This window comes from Burkholderia anthinoferrum, assembly GCF_002925705.1.
Lineage (GTDB): Bacteria > Pseudomonadota > Gammaproteobacteria > Burkholderiales > Burkholderiaceae > Burkholderia > Burkholderia semiarida.
Genome location: NZ_LFZP01000008.1, coordinates 75,230 through 94,648 on the forward strand (window position 1 = coordinate 75,230; position 19,419 = coordinate 94,648).

12 protein-coding genes are annotated in these 19,419 nt (G+C 67.4%); all 12 read left to right on the forward strand.

The window, feature by feature from the left end:
* Positions 1-187 precede the first annotated feature (187 nt).
* The 12 genes from imuA to nagE all read left to right on the forward strand — a co-directional run bounded on the left by imuA (position 188) and on the right by nagE (position 19,349).
* Entirely contained in the window at positions 188-895 is a 708-nt protein-coding gene (gene imuA / locus C5F75_RS03400; protein ID WP_060966623.1) for a translesion DNA synthesis-associated protein ImuA, read from the forward strand.
* Complete coding sequence (locus C5F75_RS03405; RefSeq protein WP_104011870.1) at positions 828-2,324, forward strand: Y-family DNA polymerase; 1,497 nt, start codon at positions 828-830, stop codon at positions 2,322-2,324. Before imuA ends, C5F75_RS03405 begins: the two co-directional genes overlap by 68 nt.
* Positions 2,325-2,330: 6 nt before the next feature.
* Positions 2,331-5,549: an error-prone DNA polymerase gene (locus C5F75_RS03410; protein ID WP_104011871.1), complete on the forward strand. Its 3,219-nt coding sequence runs from the start codon at positions 2,331-2,333 to the stop codon at positions 5,547-5,549.
* Positions 5,550-6,207: 658 nt separating this feature from the next.
* Complete coding sequence (locus C5F75_RS03415; RefSeq protein WP_060008970.1) at positions 6,208-6,756, forward strand: fimbrial protein; 549 nt, start codon at positions 6,208-6,210, stop codon at positions 6,754-6,756.
* A gap of 104 nt (positions 6,757-6,860) precedes the next feature.
* Positions 6,861-7,637: a fimbria/pilus periplasmic chaperone gene (locus tag C5F75_RS03420; RefSeq protein ID WP_060008973.1), complete on the forward strand. Its 777-nt coding sequence runs from the start codon at positions 6,861-6,863 to the stop codon at positions 7,635-7,637.
* 274 nt (positions 7,638-7,911) lie between these two features.
* The gene (locus C5F75_RS03425) at positions 7,912-10,347 is read left to right on the forward strand and encodes a fimbria/pilus outer membrane usher protein (protein WP_456151265.1); all 2,436 of its coding nucleotides are present in this window, start codon (positions 7,912-7,914) and stop codon (positions 10,345-10,347) included.
* Between the two features lie 259 nt (positions 10,348-10,606).
* Positions 10,607-11,530, forward strand: coding sequence for a fimbrial protein (locus C5F75_RS03430; protein WP_181035363.1), 924 nt, complete (start codon positions 10,607-10,609; stop codon positions 11,528-11,530).
* A gap of 393 nt (positions 11,531-11,923) precedes the next feature.
* Positions 11,924-12,658, forward strand: a complete 735-nt coding sequence (locus C5F75_RS03435) for a GntR family transcriptional regulator (protein WP_059575605.1) — start codon at positions 11,924-11,926, stop codon at positions 12,656-12,658.
* Between the two features lie 123 nt (positions 12,659-12,781).
* Positions 12,782-13,885, forward strand: a complete 1,104-nt coding sequence (nagA, locus tag C5F75_RS03440) for an N-acetylglucosamine-6-phosphate deacetylase (protein ID WP_059575606.1) — start codon at positions 12,782-12,784, stop codon at positions 13,883-13,885.
* The gene (locus tag C5F75_RS03445; RefSeq protein ID WP_104011873.1) at positions 13,878-14,894 is read left to right on the forward strand and encodes an SIS domain-containing protein; all 1,017 of its coding nucleotides are present in this window, start codon (positions 13,878-13,880) and stop codon (positions 14,892-14,894) included. Before nagA ends, C5F75_RS03445 begins: the two co-directional genes overlap by 8 nt.
* Before the next feature lie 15 nt (positions 14,895-14,909).
* Positions 14,910-17,492, forward strand: a complete 2,583-nt coding sequence (gene ptsP, locus C5F75_RS03450) for a phosphoenolpyruvate--protein phosphotransferase (RefSeq protein ID WP_060008989.1) — start codon at positions 14,910-14,912, stop codon at positions 17,490-17,492.
* 87 nt (positions 17,493-17,579) lie between these two features.
* Positions 17,580-19,349 (forward strand): N-acetylglucosamine-specific PTS transporter subunit IIBC, encoded by a 1,770-nt coding sequence (nagE, locus tag C5F75_RS03455; protein WP_060008992.1) that lies wholly within the window; start codon positions 17,580-17,582, stop codon positions 19,347-19,349.
* Positions 19,350-19,419: the final 70 nt, after the last annotated feature.

Consider the following 19,419-nt stretch of genomic DNA (forward strand, 5'->3'; position numbering starts at 1 on the left):
TCGGCGGACAGCATAACGTAAAGCGATCAACGCGGCTGGCGCGTTGCGCCCGAACCGGCGCGGCGGGTCATGACGGGCGCGCCGGCTTTTCCCCGGTTTCTTCCGACGAAAACCGGTTTCGTACCAGTACTGTGCGACGCGGACGCATTGCCATATACTGTATATCCATACAGTTGTGGGTGGCGTCATGCTCGCATCCTCCATTACTCCCGAATCCCTTCATCCGTCCCTCTGGCGCGGCTCGCAGCTCGCGCGCGGCGGTCCCCGCACGGTCGAAACGGGCTTCGCGCCGCTGTCGGCCGAGTTGCCGGGCGGCGGCTGGCCGGTCGGCGGTCTCGTCGAACTGCTGGCCGCGCAGCCCGGCTGCGGCGAGATGCGGCTGCTCGCGCCCGCGCTCGCCCGCACCGTCAGCGCGCGGCGGCCGCTCGCGCTCGTCGCGCCGCCGCAGGCGCCGCATGCCACCGCGCTCGCCAGTCTCGGCGTGCCGGCCGACGCGCTGCTGTGGCTGCGCGCAGGCAGCCGCACCGATGCGCTGTGGGCCGCCGAGCAGGCGCTCAAGACCGGCTGTTGCGGCGCGCTGCTGCTCTGGCAGGACGCGCGGCCCGATGCGCTGCGGCGTCTGCATCTCGCGGCCGCGCGCACGGGCGACACGCTGTTCGTGATGCTGCGTCCGCTGTCGGTCGCGCGGCAACCGTCGCCGGCCGTGCTGCGCGTCGCGCTGCATCCGGTGCCGGGCGGCGTGTCGCTCGACATCGTCAAGCGTCGCGGGCCCGCGCGCAGCGAGCCGCTCGTGCTCGATTTGCCGTCACCCATCGTGGAGAGCCGCTATGCGCGTCTTGCTCGGCATCCATCTGCCGCGCCTGCCGCTCGACGTGTGCGTCCCGCCGCCGTCTGATGCAGCGGCTGGCGAGGGCAGCGAGGCCGGCTGTGCGGTGCTCGAGCAGGGTGTCGTGCTGATCGCCGATGCGGCCGCGCGCCGGCAGGGCGTACGTGCGGGCATGAAGCGCGGCGGCGTGCTCACGCTCGCACCCGCGACGCAGCTCGTCGAACGCGATCCCGCCCGCGAAGCCGATGCGCTGCGCGCGGTCGCGCTCGCGTTGCTGCGCTTCTCGCCGTGCGTCGCGCTCGACGACGAAGCCACGCTGATCGTCGACGTCGGCCCGAGCCTGCGCCTGTTCGGCGGCCTGCCGTCGCTGTGCCGCCAGGTGCGGGCGACGCTCGCGGCGCTCGGCTATGCGGTGCGCCTGTCCGCCGCGCCGACCGGACGCGGCGCGTGGCTGCTCGCGCGCACGTCGGCCCGCGCCCGCATCCGGCGGCGTGTCGCGCGTCAGGCCTCGCTCGTCCGCACGCTCGACCGGCTGCCCTGTGTGCTGCTGCCCGATGCGCGCCCATATGCGGGCTGGTTCGACGGTCTCGGCTGCCGCACGCTCGCCGATCTGCGCCGCCTGCCGCGCGCGGGGCTGCAGCGGCGCTGCGGTCCCGCGCTGCTGGCCGTGCTCGATCGTGCATACGGTGAAGCGGTCGAGCCGCTTGCGTGGATGGCGGTGCCGCCGGTATTCGACGTGCGGCTCGAATTGGCGGAGCGCGTCGAATACGCGGAAGCCGTGCTGTTCGCCGCGCGGCGGCTCGTCGTGCAGCTATGCGGCTGGCTGGCCGCGCGGCAACTGTCGCTGGCCGCGATGACGTTCGATCTCGAGCACGAGCGCGGCCGTCAGGCCGTGCCGCCGACGCCGCTCGCGCTCGCGTTCGCCGCACCCGTGCGCGACGAGGTGCATTTCATGCGGCTGCTCGGCGAGCGGCTCGCGCGCGTCGAGCTGCCGGCCGCGGTGATCGCGGTGCGGCTGAAGGCCACGCGCGTCGAATCGGTCGCGCCGCCGGCCGACGATCTTTTTCCGGAGCCGGGCGGTACGCGGGAAACCCGCGAGCGGTTGCTCGAACTGCTGGTGGCGCGGCTCGGCGCGGACAACGTGCTGCGCGCGGCGCCCGTCGCCGATTACCGGCCCGAGGCCGCGAACCGCTGGCTGCCGCTCGATGCGCAAGCGGGCAAGCCGGCCGCCGGTCCGCCCGCTGCGCCGCCGCGTCCCGCGTGGTTGCTGGCCGAACCGTTGCCGCTGCTGATGCGCGGCGAGCGGCCGGTATTCCATACGCCGCTCCGGATGATGTCGTCGGCCGAGCGAATCGAAGCCGGGTGGTTCGACGGGCAGTTGATCGCACGCGATTACCACGTCGCGCAGGACGAAGAGGGCGCGTGCTACTGGGTATTCAAGGAGCGGACGAGCAGTCAGGCGGCCCCGCGCTGGTTTCTGCACGGTTTGTTCGGGTGAGCGGAGATGGTTGCGGAATTCAGTTTGCTGCCCGATTACGCGGAGTTGTTCTGCCGCTCGAATTTTTCGTTCCTGCATGGCGCGTCGCATGCGGAAGAACTGGTCGAGCGCGCGGCGGAACTCGGCTATCGCGGGATCGCGATCACCGACGAGTGTTCGCTCGCCGGCGCGCCGCGCATGCATGTCGCCGCGAAGGCGAAAGGGCTGCCGCTCGTCGTCGGTTCGTATTTCGACGTCACGCCGGATGAAGTCGCGCCCGGCCACGATCCGGGCCCCGGTGCGTTCGGGCTCGTGCTGCTCGCGCAGAACCGCGACGGGTACGGCAATCTCTCCGAGCTGATCTCATGGCGGCGGATGGCGGCGCCGAAGGGCACTTACACGCTGACGTCGCGGATGCTGTCGGCGCCGCCGGCGGAGTTTGCCCACTTGCGCGGGATGCCCGACTGCTTCGCGATCCTCGTGCCGACGTATCCAGTGCGGACGGACGTGCTCGATGCGCAGGTCGCCTGGTTTCGCGCGACGTTCGGCGAGCGCGCGCGGCTCGGGCTCGTGCAGTTGCAGCGTGCGCTCGACGGCGCGCAGCGCGACGAGATTCGTGCGGCCGGCAAACGGCGCGGCGTGCGGATCGTCGCGCTCGGCGACGTGACGATGCACCGGCGTTCGTGCAAGGCGTTGCAGGACGTGATGACGGCGATTCGCATCGGCATGCCGGTGGCCGAGTGCGGGTATGCGCTCGCGCCGAATGCGGAGCAGCATCTGCGTGCGCGTGGACGGATAGCGAAGCTGTTTTCGCCGCAAGAGATTGGTGAAACCTGCGCGATGCTCGATGCGTGCGATTTCGATCTCGGCAAGCTGCGCTACGAGTATCCCGACGAGATCGTGCCGAAGGGGCTCACGCCGACGCGCTATCTGGAACAGGAAACCCGGGCGGGCGCGGCCGTGCGTTATCCGAACGGCATCCCGGAAAAGGTAGAGAAGCTGATCCGCCATGAACTCGACCTGATTGCGAAGCTGAGTTACGAACCGTTTTTCCTGACCGTCTACGACATCGTCAAATACGCGCGCAGCCAGAATATCCTGTGCCAGGGCCGCGGCTCGGCCGCGAATTCGGTCGTCTGCTATTGCCTCGGCATCACCGAGGTCGATCCCGATCAGAGCACGATGCTGTTCGAGCGCTTCATCAGCGAGAAACGGGGCGAGCCGCCCGACATCGACGTCGACTTCGAACATCAGCGTCGGGAAGAGGTGATCCAGCACATCTACGAAAAATACGGGCACGACCGCGCCGCGCTCGCGGCCGCCGTCTCGACGTATCGCCCGCGTGGCGTGCTGCGCGAAACCGGCAAGGCGCTCGGCGTCGATCCGATGCTGGTCGATCGGGTCGCGAAGGGGCATCGCTGGTTCGACGGCAGCCGCGATCTGCTGCAGCAATTCGCGTCGACCGGGCTCGATCCGGCGACGCCCATGATCAAGGCATGGGCCGAACTGGCGGGGCGCTTGCTCAATTTTCCGCGTCACCTGTCGCAGCATTCGGGCGGCTTCGTGATCAGTCGCGGCAAGCTCACGCGGCTCGTGCCGGTCGAGAACGCGGCGATGGACGGGCGGCGCGTGATCCAGTGGGACAAGGACGATCTCGAGGCGCTCGGGCTGATGAAGGTCGACGTGCTCGCGCTCGGCATGCTGTCGGCGCTGCATCGCGCGTTCGACCTGCGCACCGCGTGGCGCGGGCCGCCGGAACCGGACGGCGAACCGTTCACGCTGAAACACATTCCGCAGGATGACAAGGAAACCTACGACATGATCTGCCGTGCCGATACGGTCGGCGTGTTCCAGATCGAATCGCGCGCGCAGATGTCGATGCTGCCGCGGCTGAAGCCGCGCAACTACTACGATCTCGTCGTCCAGGTATCGATCGTGCGGCCCGGCCCGATCCAGGGCGGCGCGGTGCATCCGTACCTGAAGCGGCGCAGGATCGTGGCCGGCGAAGAGGAGGGCGAGGTCACGTATCCGAGCGACGCGCTCAAGGAAGTGCTCGTTCGCACGCTGGGTGTGCCGATCTTCCAGGAGCAGGTCATGCAGATCGCGATCGTCGCCGCGGGTTTTACACCTGGCGAAGCGGATGACTTGCGTCGCGCGATGGCCGCATGGAAGCGCAAGGGCAATCTCGAGAAATATCAGGACAAGATCATCAGCGGGATGCTCGAACGCAACTACACGCGCGAATTCGCCGAACAGATCTTCGAGCAGATCAAGGGCTTCGGCGAATACGGTTTCCCCGAAAGCCACGCGGCCAGCTTCGCGAAGCTCGCGTACGCGAGCAGCTGGCTCAAATGCCACGAGCCCGCGATCTTTCTCGCCGCGCTGCTGAACAGCCAGCCGATGGGCTTCTATCCGCCGTCGCAACTCGTGCAGGATGCGAAGCGCCATCGCGTGAAGGTGCTGCCGATCGACGTCACGCAAAGCGGCTGGGAAGCGTCGCTCGAAGCGCTGCCCGATCAGCCGCCTCCACATGGCCAACCGGCCGTGCGGCTCGGCCTGTCGCTCGTGCGCGGCCTTGGCGAAGCCGCCGCGCGGCGCATCGAAGCCGCCCGCGCCGCCGGCCCGTTCGACACCGTCGACAGCCTCGCCCGCCGCGCGCAGCTCGAGCGCCGCGATCTCGAAGCGCTCGCCGCCGCGAACGCGCTCGCGACGCTCGCCGGCCATCGCCGCGATGCGTTGTGGCAGGCCGTCGCCGCGGCGCCGGAGCGCGACCTGCTCGCCGCCGCGCCGATCGACGAGGCGGAGCAGCCCGCGCTCGGCGCGCCGTCGGAAGCCGACGACATCCTCGCCGACTATCACACCACCGGCCTCACGCTGAACCGCCACCCGGTCGCGCTGCTACGGCCGGCGCTGCGCGCGCAGCGCCTGTCGTCCGCGGCCGAGTTGCGCGACCGTCCCGACGGCCGGCTCGCGCGCGCGTGCGGGCTCGTGATCGCACGGCAGATGCCGGGCACCGCGAAAGGCGTGATGTTCATGACGCTCGAGGACGAAACCGGCTGCGTGAACGTGATCGTCCGGCCCGAACTGCTCGCGCGGCAGCGTCGCGAAACGCTCGATTCGCGGCTGCTCGCGGCGTCCGGCGTGTGGCAGGTCGTCAGCGACGTGAGGCACCTCGTCGCGCAGCATTTCGAGGATCTGACGCCGTTGCTCGGCGGCTTGCGCACGTCGAGCCGCGAATTCCATTGATTCCTCCGGCGCGGGCCGCCCCTCGCGCGCCGCTCATCGCACGATCCATACCAGTCGGCTCAACGGGCTCTATCCCGACGACGTTCACCGCCGTGCTCGGCGCGATTGTCTACGCTTCCTTATTGCGTCGAAACGCACTTCGGCTGGAATAAGGGGGGGGCGCGGCATTCTGTCGCGCATTACCTGACGAATCGGCCGCCGCTCCTGAGCGGAACGCGGATGCCGGATGCGATTGCCATTGGCGAGTCATGCCGCGCGCCTTATGTCCGTGCGACGCCCATCTGGCCTGCGCCCGCATCGGCGGCGCGCGACGGTCTGTACGCGGCCCGCGTGTCAGACCACGCCGGCTGCGGTCGGCGTCAAGTCAATAACTAATAAGGATAGCGAGATATCCAGAATGTCTAATATTAATTTCAATTCGAATTGAAGTATTTGGTACCTGTCCCATTCGTGTCAGCGGTGCAAATGGTGAATTAAATTTGTCATTTGATGGTGATTATTTCGTACCCGTCTAATGGAATTGAAAGGAATGAATTGCCACAATAATCGTGGAAATACGCGGCGCGGCAGGCCATCGCAATAAACATCCGCGCGGCCTGTTTTGCAGGTGCATATTCCCCTTCGTTTTTTAACGTTATCAACATAATGAGGTCTGTTTATGAAGCTTACCCGCGCAAGTCTTGCCATTGCGACGTTCGCCGCCGCGATTGCGGCGCCCGGCGTTTCGCAAGCCGCGCCCGACGGCACCATCACGTTCAAGGGCAACATTTCCGCGCAAACCTGCACGGTTAGCGGCAACGGTGGCGGCAAGGACTTCACGGTCACGCTCCCGTCGGTGTCCGTCAGCACGCTGTCGGCCGCAGGTCAGGTGTCGGGCCGCACGCCGTTCACCATCGCACTGACCAACTGCTCGACGAAGACGGGCGTCGTTCACACGTTCTTCGAGTCGGGCCCGACGACCAACCAGGAGATCGGCACGCTGATCCTCCAGGGCGCCGACGCCGCCCAGAATGTCCAGGTTCAACTGCTGAACGCGGACCATTCCCCGATCAAGGCGGGCGCCGACGATGCATCGCAGGGCGACAAGAAGGTGTCGATCGTCGATGGCAGCGCAACGTTGCAGTACTACGCTCAGTACTACGCGACCGGCGCGGCGGGCGCGGGTCCGGCGAACACGCAGGTCATGTACACGATGGCCTACGAATAAGCGCGGAGCAGTTTCACCGTCTATCGATCTCTAAGGATGAGACAGGTATCTCCTGTCTCATCTTTCCCGCGCTATTTACTAATTTGAAACAGTTGATAACGGTCATGCAAACTAAGCAATCCTTAAGACGGTTAATCGTCGGTGGATGCGTCGTGTTGGGGCTCGCAGGCGCCTTGAATGCACGGGCATCCGTTGTCGTCGGCGGAACCCGGCTGGTATACGACGCGAACGAGGCCGAGGCCACGATCAAGCTGTCGAACGACGATGGCAAGTCTCCCGCGCTGGTGCAGTCATGGATCGATACGGGCGACATCAAGGCCGCGCCGTCGGCGATCGACGCCCCGTTCACGGTCACGCCGCCGATTGCCCGCATCGATCCCGGCAAGGGCCAGACGCTGCGTGTCGTGTTCACCGGCGAGCCGCAGCCGCAGGACAGGGAGTCGGTGTTCTGGCTCAACGTCCTGGAAGTGCCGCCCAAGCCCGGTGCGGATCAGGCCGACACGAACAAGCTGCAACTCGCGTTCCGCACCCGGATCAAGTTGTTCTACCGTCCCGCGGGGCTCAAGGGCTCGGCCAACGATGCACCCCGGCAAATTGGCTGGCGGCTGACGCACAAGGACGGCCGTCCGTTTCTCGAAGCGCGCAATCCGACACCGTACTACGTGTCGTTCTCGGCGATCGAAGCGAGATCCGGCGGCAAGACCATCCCGACGAACGAAGCCGGCATGGTGGCCCCGATGAGCAACAAGGTTTTCCCGTTGAAGAGCGACCTTCCTGCGGCGCCGGACGCGAAAGTGTTTTACAGCGTGCTGAACGACTGGGGCGGTTCCGTCGAAGGCGATGCGGCGTTGAAGCCGGACAACACGTCTGCCACGAACTGACGCCGGACGACTGATACCGCGCCACGGCGGTTTCACGCTCCTTCCATTTCCTCCGCTTGTACTCGATTTGCCAGACCGCAGCAGGCGGTCCAGGCGTGTTTTGTCGCGGAGATTTCAACTGGCCTTCGCTATGCAAAGAAGCAATCGAGATTCATTTTCCACCGCGCTACGCCCGTTCAGCCTGGTTGCATCCGCGTTGTTCTCGTGCTCCGGCGCGTACGCGAGCAATGGCACCGCCATGCAGGTGGCGGAAGTGGAATTCAACGATTTATTCTTGCAGCGACCCGGCGCGCCGCGCGTCGACGTCAGCCGCTACAGCAAGGGCAACATCGCGTCGCCCGGTGTCTACCGTGCGGATATCTACGTGAACCAGCATTGGCTCGGCCGCTCGGAGGTGACGCTCAAGCAGATCGGTAGCCGAAGCGATAACGTCCAACCGTGCTTCGATCGCGCGCTGCTCGAGCGCATGGGCGTGGATCTGTCCAGGCTGCCGGAGCAGGCGGCCGCGCAGATCGACGGCCCTGCCGACGCCAGTGCGTGCCTGACCTTGCCGGAGCTGGTGCCGGACGCGACCGCGCAGTTCGACAACGGCGAGCTGCGGCTCGACATCAGCGTGCCGCAGGCTTCGATGCTGCGCAACCCGCGCGAGTACGTCGATCCACGCTACTGGGACGAAGGCGTGCCGGCCGCCATCTTGAAATACAACGCGAATGCGTACCGCTCGGTGGCGGCGGGCACGGCATCGACGCAAGGGTATGTCGGGCTGACGGCCGGGCTCAATGTCGGTCCGTGGCGTTTCCGGCACGACGGCAACGTATCGTACAACTCGCTCGGCGGCGGTACCCAGTATCAGAGCGTGCAGACCAACGTGAAGCGCTCGATCGCGAAACTGAAAAGCCAGCTCGTCGTGGGCGAGGCGTTCACGAACGGCAAGCTGTTCGACAGCGTCGGCTTTCGCGGCGTGCAGATCGAATCGGACGAGCGGATGTATCCGGCCTCGCAGCGTGGCTACGCACCGACGATTCACGGCATCGCGAACAGCAATGCGTTGGTGAGGATCCGCCAGAACGGCAACACCATCTATGAAACCAACGTCGCGGCGGGGCCGTTCGAGATCGACGACCTGTATCCGACCGGCTATGGCGGCGATCTTCAGGTGGAGGTCACCGAAGCCGACGGCAGCAAGCATGTGTCGAGCGTGCCCTATGCAGCGCCCGTCAACGCGCTGCGGGTCGGCAACACGCGCTTCAGCGCAACGGTGGGTCAGTACCGGAGCCAGATGCTGAACAGCAAGCCGTGGATGTTCGAAGGCACGCTGCTCCACGGTTTCACGAACGCGATCACCGGTTATGGCGGCCTGCAGGCGAGCGAAGGCTATATATCGGGCCTGGCCGGCGTCGCGCTCAACACGTCGTTCGGCGCGTTCGGCTTCGATATCACGCAGGCGAATGCGAGCCTGAAGGGCCTGCCGAGCCGCAGCGGGCAGAGTATGCGCGTCACCTACAGCAAGCTGCTCGCGCCGACCGACACGAACCTCACGATGGCGGCCTATCGTTATTCGAGCAGCGGCTACCTGAGCATGCGGGACGCGGTGACGTTGCGGGATCTCGCCGGGCGCGGCATGAACGATCACATGATGACGACCGGCGTGCAGCGCGGGCGGCTGCAACTTACCGTCACGCAGAATTTGCCGCGCGGGTATGGCTCGTTCTACGTGTCCGGCTCGACGCAGGATTACTGGAATCAGAGCGGCCGGGATACGCAGTTCCAGGCCGGCTACAGCAACAACTTCAAGCAACTGAATTACAACGTGTCGCTGGTGCGCCAGCTCGACGCGACGCGGGGCCGGTGGGACAACCGCATGATGCTGACGCTCAACGTGCCGCTCGGCAGCGGCCCCCGCGCGCCGTATTCGTCGACCATGTTGCAGCGCGACTCCGACGGCAGCGTGCAGGTGCAGGAATCGGTATCCGGCTCGCTCGGCGTCGACGATGCGTTCAGCTACGGGCTGAACGGCAGCAACACGAGCGGCGGCCCGGGGCGCGCGACGTCCAGCGTGGGCGGCAACGTGTCGTACGCGTCGCCGTTGGCCACCGTCACCGGCAGCGCATCGAAGGGAACGGGCTACAGCCAGGTCGGCGCGGGCCTGTCGGGCGGCGTCGTGGCCTACAGCGGCGGCGTTGCGTTTGCGCCGCAACTGGGCGAAACCGTCGCGATCGTCGAGGCGCAGGGCGCGCGCGGCGCCCGTGTACTGAACGGCAGCGGCCTGCGTATCGACCGTTGGGGGCACGCCGTCGTCACGAGCCTGCAGCCGTTTTCGCGAAACGACATCGAACTCGATCCGAAGGGCTTGCCGCTGAGCGTCGAACTCAAATCGACGGCGCAATACACGGTGCCGACGGCGGGCGCGGTCACACGGCTCAAGTTCAAGGCCGAGGGCGGCGGGCGCTCGGTGATCATCCGCGGCAAGACGGCCGACGGCGAGCCGTTGCCGTTCGGCGCGCAGGTGTTTGATGCGAAGGGGCAGGAAGTCGGCACCGTTGCGCAGGCGGGACGCATCATCGTTCGCAGCATGAAGGGTGAAGCAGGCGACTTCAGCGTGAAGTGGGGCGACGGCACGAACGACCAGTGCCGGATGAGCGTTTCGCTATCGGGCGGCGCATCGGGCGACAAGGCCTGGTCGACCGCGAATGCAGTGTGCGTGCGGTGATTTCGCCGCCGGAAGGCGAAGCCGCAGGTAAGTGTTCAGTCCGTGTCCAATATGCGGCGACAGATGGTCGCAACGAGGATTGCAGTCTGTATCGAGTTAAGAAAAGGAATGCGAAATGTTGATGACGAAACGAATATTCGGGCGCCGGCTGCCGGCGCTTGGCAGAGCCGTAGCGGGCGGTCTCCTGTGTGCGCTCGCACTTTTTTCGGGCACCAGTCAGGCGGCTTGCACGGTAAAGAGCATGCTAGGAGGGCCGACAATGCCCCAACTGGATGTGTACGTCGGCGGCCTTGCCGGAACGATCAACGTCGATCCGAATGCACCTGTGGGGACGGTTCTCTACGAGGGCAAGGCCAGCGACGATGGGTTTTACCAAGTAAAGTGCACAGGAAAAATGGGCTCGACCACGTGGTTTACAACGGGAACTAGAGTATCACTGCCGGGGGTCACTGACGTACACGCAACGAATGTTCCTGGCATCGGGGTACGACTCAGATCGACTTTCTCGGAAACCGGGCTCGCCAATTATCCAGTCACGCTTATAGGTTCCCAGAATGCGACCGAGTGGATTTACCGCATCGGATTCTGGACCCAGATAATCAAGACCGGCGATTTCGGGCTCGGAACGGTGAGTGGGTTGATCGGTGGTATGAAGGTCAATGGCTTCAATCAGCAAGTCTTCTACTTCTATCTGAAGACGCCGATCGTCATTCAGCCGAGGGCGCCCACGTGCAGTGTGAAAACGAAGGCGATCAACGTAAATATGGACACCGTCCTCGCGTCGCAGCTCGCGGGTGTTGGCAAGACGTCGCCCGAAAAGAAAGTGGATGACATCGTGTTGACGTGCGCGGGCGCGACGCAAATCGCCGGGACAATGGGCAAGACGGATATGTACATCACGTTGACGGACGTCACCAATCCGGGGAACCGGTCCAGCACGCTGTCTCTCACGCGAGACTCCACGGCGACCGGAGTTGGCATTCAGATTTTGCGCGGCGGCAACACCCTTGTCAGCTACGGCCCCGATTCGAACGCCCCGGGCAACCAGAACCAGTGGTTCGTCGGCACGTACAGTAACGCTACCGTATCGATCCCGCTGAAGGCGCGCTATATCGCGACCGATGCGAAGGTCGGGCCTGGCACGGCCAATGGCGCTGCAACCTTCACGATGAGTTATCAGTAATCGGCACAGGCAGCGCCCACCCGCGGCGCTGCCGCTTCAATGCCGAACCCGGCCTGTTCGTTCGGCGTGAGCGTAACGTGTCGTGCGATGACCGCATCCCCCCGCCGCGCAATGCATAGCAGTCACCCAAAGTGGTTCTATCCTGGTCTGCTTTCGACGCACGAAAACGCGGCAAATCCTTCCTTCGAACTGTCCCCTTGCATACCACCTCGGGTAAATCCCTATCCCGTACTGCTTTGTAAACAAAGGCTTTGCCGGCACTAAAACGCTTGCCGCGCAAGGCTTCCGGCGATTTCCGCGGTGCTAATACCAGTTCGTTGACTGGTATTATGGTGGTTATATAATGCGTTCACTTTCGACGGTCCGAGATCGTCGTCCGACACGCGGAGGCACATGGAAACCGGCTGGGCCGAACTGGCGCCCGATCCCCTCGACGACACGCCGCTCTATCTGCAGCTCGCCCGCAATCTGGCGAGCGCGATCCACGCCGGCGCGTGGCGGGCCGGCGAGGCGCTGCCGTCGGAGCGGCTGCTGTCGGTGTCGGTCGGCGTATCGCGGATCACCGCGCGTCGTGCGCTCGCGCTGCTGGTCGAGCAAGGCCTGATCAAGCGGGCGCGCGGCGCGGGCAGCTTCATCACGCCGCGCGTCGCCGATCCGCTGTCGCGTCTCGTCGGCTTCACCGCGAAGATGCGGCAGCGCGGCTTCGTGCCCGATTCGGTGTGGCTGTCGCGCACGCTGCGCGCCGCGAGCCGCGACGAGCTTACGCATCTCGGCCTCGCGCCCGGCGCGACGGTCGCGCGGCTCGAACGGCTGCGCCGCGCGGACGGCATCGTGATGGCGGTCGAGCATTCGACGCTGCCGGCCGCGGTGGTGCCCGATCCGCAGGTGCTCGGCGCGTCGCTGTACGAATACCTCGAGGCGCGCGGCATGACCGTCGTGCGCGCGCTGCAGCACTTTCGCGCGGCCAACGCGACGCACGCGATCGCGAAATGGATGGCGGTGAAGCCGGGCTCGGCGCTCCTCGTGATCACGCGCATCGGCTACGGCGTCGACCAGCGCGCGATCGAAGTGACCGAAACGTATTGCCGCGACGACTACTACGACTTCGTCGCCGAACTGAAACGCTGACGCGCGCGACTGCCTGCGCACCTCGCGCGATCGCGATGGAACGCAATCGCGCGCAATGAATCGCAACGAATTGGCCAATCGCGACGCGGATGCCCGCGTCACCCGATCATCAAGAGACACGTCATGCTGACTGGCAACATCCTCACCCCCGACGGCTGGATTCACGGCTCGCTCGATAGCGAGAACGGCCGCATCACCACGCTGGACGGCACGCCCGTCGATCCCGCGACGAACGACGCGCCGTACATCCTGCCCGGCTTCATCGACCTGCACGTGCATGGCGGCGGCGGCGCCGACGTGATGGAAGGCGGCGACGCGATCGAAACGATCGCCCGCACGCATGCGCAATTCGGCACGACGAGCCTGCTCGCGACGACGATGACCGCGCCGCGCGACGAGCTGATGGAGGTCGTCGCGAATCTCGGCACCGTCGCGCGCACGCGCACGCCGGGCGGCGCACGGGTGCTCGGCGTGCATCTCGAGGGGCCGTACATCAACCCCGGCAAGCTCGGCGCGCAGCCCGACGCGGCCGTGTCGGCCGTGCTCGACGAAGTGCTGAAGTACCTGTCGATCGCGCCGATCCGCGTCGTCACGCTCGCGCCAGAAATCGCGGGCCACATCGAGATCATCGGCGAGATGGCCGCGCGCGGCGTGCGCGTGCAGCTCGGCCATTCGCTCGCGACCTACGACGACGCGGTCGCCGCGCTCAAGCACGGCGCGTGCGGCTTCACGCACCTGTTCAACGCGATGTCGCCGCTGCATCACCGCAACCCGGGCCTCGTCGGCGCGGCGCTCGCGCATGCCGAATACGCGGAAATCATTCCCGATCTGCTGCACGTCCATCCGGGCGCGATTCGCGCCGCGCTGCGCGCGATCCCGCGCCTGTACGTCGTGACCGACAGCACGTCCGCCACCGGCATGCCCGACGGCGAATACCGGCTCGGCAGCCAGCACGTGACGAAATGCCTCGGCGGCGTGCGGCTCGCCGACGGCACGCTCGCCGGCAGCACGCTGACGATGGACCAGGCGCTGCGCAACCTCGTGTCGCTCGGCCTGCCGATTGCCGACGTGTCGAACCGGATGTCGCGCTACGCGGCCGACTACCTCGGCATCGCCGATCGCGGCCGCCTCGAACTCGGCGCATGGGCCGACCTCGCGGTGTTCGATCGCGACCTGAACCTCACCGCGACCTACGTCGAAGGAGAATCGATTGTCGAATATGCTTAAGGAAGCGCGCGAGTCCGCCCAGGTCGTCGCCGCGCAACTCGCCGACACCGCGCGCGTCGAAGCGCTCGCCGGCCAATTGCTCGATCACCCGCCGGCCGTCGCGCTGACGGTCGCGCGCGGCAGCTCGGATCACGCCGCCAGCTATTTCGCGAGCCTGACGATGAGCCGCCTCGGCGTGCCGGTCGCATCGCTGCCGATGTCGGTCGCGACGCTGCAGCAGGCGCCGCTGAAGGTGCAGGATCAGCTCGCGATCGCATTCTCCCAGTCGGGCAAGAGCCCCGATCTCGTCAACACGATGGCCGCGCTGCGCGAAGCCGGCGCGCGCACGGTCGCCGCCGTGAACGTGCTGCCGTCGCCGCTCGCCGACGCGTGCGAGCACCAGTTGCCGCTGCTGGCCGGCCCCGAATTGTCGGTCGCGGCGACCAAGAGCTATATCGCGATGCTGTCGGCCTCCGCGCAGATCGTCGCGTACTGGCAGCGCGACGCCGCGCTCGTCACCGCATTGCGCGGCCTGCCCGACGTGCTCGCGCAGGCCGGCCGGCTCGACTGGTCGGCGGCCGTCGCCGCGCTCGCGGGCGTCGAGCGGATGATCGTGATCGGCCGCGGGCTGGGTCTCGCCATTGCGCAGGAAGCCGCGCTGAAGCTGAAGGAAACGTCCGGCATCCAGGCCGAGGCATTCTCGAGCGCCGAAGTCCGTCACGGCCCGATGGAGCTGATCGACCGCGACTATCCGCTGCTCGTGTTCGCGCCGCCCGGGCCGGAACAGGCCGGGCTGCTGCAGCTCGCCGCCGACATGCGCGCACGCGGCGCCGCCGTGCTGCTCGCGGTGCCCGCCGGCACGCCCGACGCCAAGGGCACCGTGCTGCCGCTCGCGCAGTCCGCCCATCCGGCGCTCGACCCGATCGCCGCCATTCTTTCGTTCTACGTGATGGCGGCGGATCTCGCCGTCGCGCGCGGCCGCAATCCCGATACGCCGCGCCACCTGAACAAAGTCACCGAAACGCACTGATAGCCGAGAAAGCCGATGAGACGCGCCGAGGAGTCCCAGTTGAAGAGCCCCACCCACGATCAGATCATCCTGCTCAGCCCGTTGACGGGGCCGATCGTCGCACTGGCCGACGTGCCCGATCCCGTGTTCTCCGGCGGGATGTTCGGCGACGGCATCGGCATCGACCCGCTCGCGGGCCGGCTCGTCGCGCCGTGCGCGGGCGTCGTGTCGCATCTCGCGCGCACCGGCCACGCGGTGACGATCACGACGCCGCAAGGCGCGGAAGTGCTGCTGCACATCGGCATCGACACCGTCGAGCTGAACGGGCAGGGCTTCATCGCGCACGTCGAAGCCGGCGCACGCGTCGAAGCGGGCGCGTTGCTGATCGAGTTCGACCAGGACGCGGTGGCGCGTCACGCGCATTCGCTCGTGTCGGTGATCGCGATCGCGAATTCCGATGCGTTCGAGGTGGTCGACCGCGCGAGCGGTTTCGCGACGGCCGGCGAGACGCCGTTGCTCGTGCTGCGCGGCAAGGGCGAAGCCGCCGCGCAGGCGGCGCAGGCCGGCGCGGCCGCGCACAACGAAGTGCGCCGCAAGATCGTGCTCGCGCAGCCGGGCGGCCTGCATGCGCGGCCGGCCGCGCGGGCGCGCGAAGCCGCGCGCGGGTTCGACGCGAGCGTCGACGTGCTGTTCGACGGCCGCAAGGCGTCGATCGCGAGCGTCGTCGGTCTGCTCGGTCTCGGCGCCGGCGAAGGCGCGACGGTCGAACTGGTCGGCCGCGGCGCGCACGCGCAGCAGGCCGTCGATGCGGTCGAGCGCGAGCTGCTGCGCGAAGCGCACGGCGAAGTGGAGGAAAAGCCGGCGCGGCTGAAATCACCCGCGCCGCAAACCATCGTGCACGCGACCGGCGCGGCGCTCGACCCGAACACGCTCGCCGGCGTGTGCGCGGCGCCCGGCATCGCGGTCGGCACGCTGGTGCGTCTCGACGATGCGGACATCGTGCCGCCCGAACAGGCGGCCGGCACGCCCGCGTCCGAAAGCCGCCGGCTCGACCAGGCGCTGAAGGCGGTCGACGCCGAACTCGCCGAAACAGTTCGCAATGCGTCGGCGCGCGGCGCGGTCGGCGAGGCGGGGATTTTCGCGGTGCATCGGGTGCTGCTGGAAGACCCGACGCTGATCGACGCGGCGCGCGACCTGATCAGCCTCGGCAAGGGTGCCGGCTTCGCGTGGCGCGCGACGATCCGCACGCAGATCGACACGCTGTCGAAGCTCGACGACGCGCTGCTCGCCGAGCGCGCGGCCGACCTGCGCGACATCGAGAAGCGCGTGCTGCGCGCGCTCGGCCATACGAACGGCGCGGCGCGCACGCTGCCCGACGAAGCCGTGCTCGCGGCCGACGAATTCACGCCGTCCGACCTGTCGTCGCTCGATCGCGAGCGCGTGACCGCGCTCGTGATGGCGCGCGGCGGCGCGACGTCGCACGCGGCGATCATCGCGCGGCAGCTCGGCATCCCGGCGCTGGTGGCGGTCGGCGATGCGCTGTACACGATTCCGGACGGCACGCAGGTCGTCGTCGATGCGAGCGCGGGCCGGCTCGAACACGCGCCGACCGCGCTCGACGTCGAGCGCGCGCGGCACGAGCGCCAGCGCCTGGACGGCGTGCGCGAGGCGAACCGGCAACAGGCGGGCGTTGCGGCCGCGACCGTCGACGGCCGCGCGATCGAGGTCGCCGCGAACATCGCGACGCTCGACGACGCGAACACCGCGGTCGACAACGGCGCCGACGCGGTCGGCCTGCTGCGCACCGAACTGATGTTCATCCACCGCCAGGCCGCGCCGACCGTCGTCGAGCACCAGCAGAGCTACCAGTCGATCGTCGACGCGCTGCAGGGCCGCACGGCGATCATCCGCACGCTCGACGTCGGCGCGGACAAGGAGGTCGACTACCTGACGCTGCCGCCCGAGCCGAACCCGGCGCTCGGGCTGCGCGGCATCCGTCTCGCGCAGGTGCGCCCCGATCTGCTCGACGATCAGTTGCAGGGCCTGCTCGCGGTGAAACCGTTCGGCGCGGTGCGCATCCTGCTGCCGATGGTGACCGACGCGGGCGAACTCGTGCGGCTGAGGAAGCGCATCGACGAATTCGCGCGCGCGCAGGGCCGCACCGAGCCGATCGAGGTCGGCGTGATGATCGAGGTGCCGTCGGCCGCGCTGCTGGCCGACCAGCTCGCGCAGCATGCGGATTTCCTGTCGATCGGCACCAACGACCTCACGCAATACACGCTCGCGATGGATCGCTGCCAGGCCGATCTCGCCGCGCAGTCCGACGGCCTGCATCCGGCCGTGCTGCGCCTGATCGACATCGCGGTGCGCGGCGCCGCGAAGCATGGCAAGTGGGTCGGCGTATGCGGCGCGCTCGGCGGCGATCCGCTCGCGGTGCCGGTCCTGGTGGGCCTCGGCGTGACCGAGCTGTCGGTCGATCCGGTGGCGGTGCCGGGCATCAAGGCGCGTGTGCGCCGTCTCGATTACCAGTTGTGCCGTCAGCGCGCGCAGGATCTGCTCGCGCTCGATTCGGCACAGGCGGTAAGGGCAGCAAGCCGCGAGGTCTGGCCGCTCGACTGAGCGTCGTCGGCGGGCTCGCGGCCCGTTTTACTACGAAAGCAATTAGGTCAACGACGCTTAACGACGAGACATGGATTGGAGGATCGAATGGACGGGAATCCGTTTCTGAAAATACAGGGCCTGGGTCGGGCGCTGATGCTGCCGATCGCGGTATTGCCGGTCGCCGGCATCCTGCTGCGGCTGGGCCAGCCGGACGTGTTCAACATCAAGATGATCGCCGACGCCGGCGGCGCGATCTTCGACAACCTGCCGCTGCTGTTCGCGATCGGCGTGGCGGTCGGCTTCGCGAAGGACAACAACGGCGTGGCGGCGCTCGCGGGCGCGATCGGCTACCTGATCGAAACCGCGATCATGAAGGACATCGATCCCAAGCTGAACATGGGCGTGCTGTCCGGGATCATCGCGGGTGTCGTCGCGGGGCTGCTGTACAACCGCTACAAGGACATCAAGCTGCCGGACTACCTCGCGTTCTTCGGCGGCAAGCGGTTCGTGCCGATCATCACGGGGCTGGTGTGCGTGATATTGGGCATCGCGTTCGGGTACGTGTGGCAGCCGATCCAGCATGCGATCGACGCGGCCGGCCAGTGGCTGACGACGGCGGGCGCGATCGGTGCGTTCGTGTTCGGCTTCCTGAACCGGCTGCTGCTCGTCACCGGCCTGCACCACATCATCAACTCGCTTGCATGGTTCGTGTTCGGCAACTTCACGCCGCCGGCCGGCGGCGAAATCGTGCACGGCGACCTGCACCGCTTCTTCGCGGGCGATCCGACCGCGGGCACCTTCATGGCCGGCTTCTTCCCGATCATGATGTTCGGCCTGCCGGCCGCGTGTCTCGCGATGCTGCACGAAGCGCCGAAGGAGCGCCGCGCGATGGTCGGCGGCCTGCTGTTCTCGATGGCGCTGACGTCGTTCCTGACCGGCGTGACCGAGCCGATCGAATTCAGCTTCATGTTCCTCGCGCCGGTGCTGTACGTGATCCACGCGGTGCTCACCGGGCTGTCGCTCGCGATCTGCCAGATCCTCGGCGTGAAGCTCGGCTTCACGTTCTCGGCCGGCGCGATCGACTACGTGCTGAACTACGGGCTGTCGACGAAGGGCTGGATCGCGATCCCGCTCGGCATTGCGTACGGCGTCGCGTACTACGGGCTGTTCCGCTTCTTCATCCGCAAGTTCAACATGGCCACGCCGGGCCGCGAGCCGGCCTCGGCCGATGCGGCCACGGAATCGTATGCATCGGGCGGCTTCGTCGCGCCGGCCGCGGGCGCGGCTGCAACGGCTGCCGCACCGCGCGCGCAACGCTACATCGCCGCGCTCGGCGGCGCGGCCAATCTGTCGGTCGTCGACGCGTGCACGACGCGCCTGCGCCTGACGGTCGTCGATCCGGAAAAGGTATCGGAGCCGGAACTGAAGTCGATCGGCGCACGCGGCGTGCTCAAGCGCGGCGGCAACAGCGTACAGGTGATCATCGGGCCCGAGGCCGACATCATTGCCGACGAGATGCGCGCCGCGATCGGCAGCGGCGCGACCGGCGCGGCAGCGACGGCGCCGGCCGCCGCCGCGCAGCCCGTCACGGGCGCGGCCGCCGGCCCGCTCGATCCGGAGCCGACGCGCTGGCTCGCGGTATTCGGCGGCGCGACCAACGTCGTGTCGCTCGATGCGGTGGCCACCACGCGCCTGCGCGTGGTCGTGCGCGATCCGTCGGCGGTCGATCGCGAGCGTCTCGGCGCACTCGACGTCGCATGGGTGTCGCTCGACACGTTCCATATCGTCTGCGGCAACGCGGCCGCACGCTATGCCGAACAGCTCGGCGCGCGCCTGCCGCCGTCGGGCGGCGGGGCGGCGGCACAACCGGCGTGAGGCGGTGAAGCCGGCCGGAGCCGCGTGGCGGGTCCGGCCGGGGATGAAACGAAAAACGGCTTGCGACGCG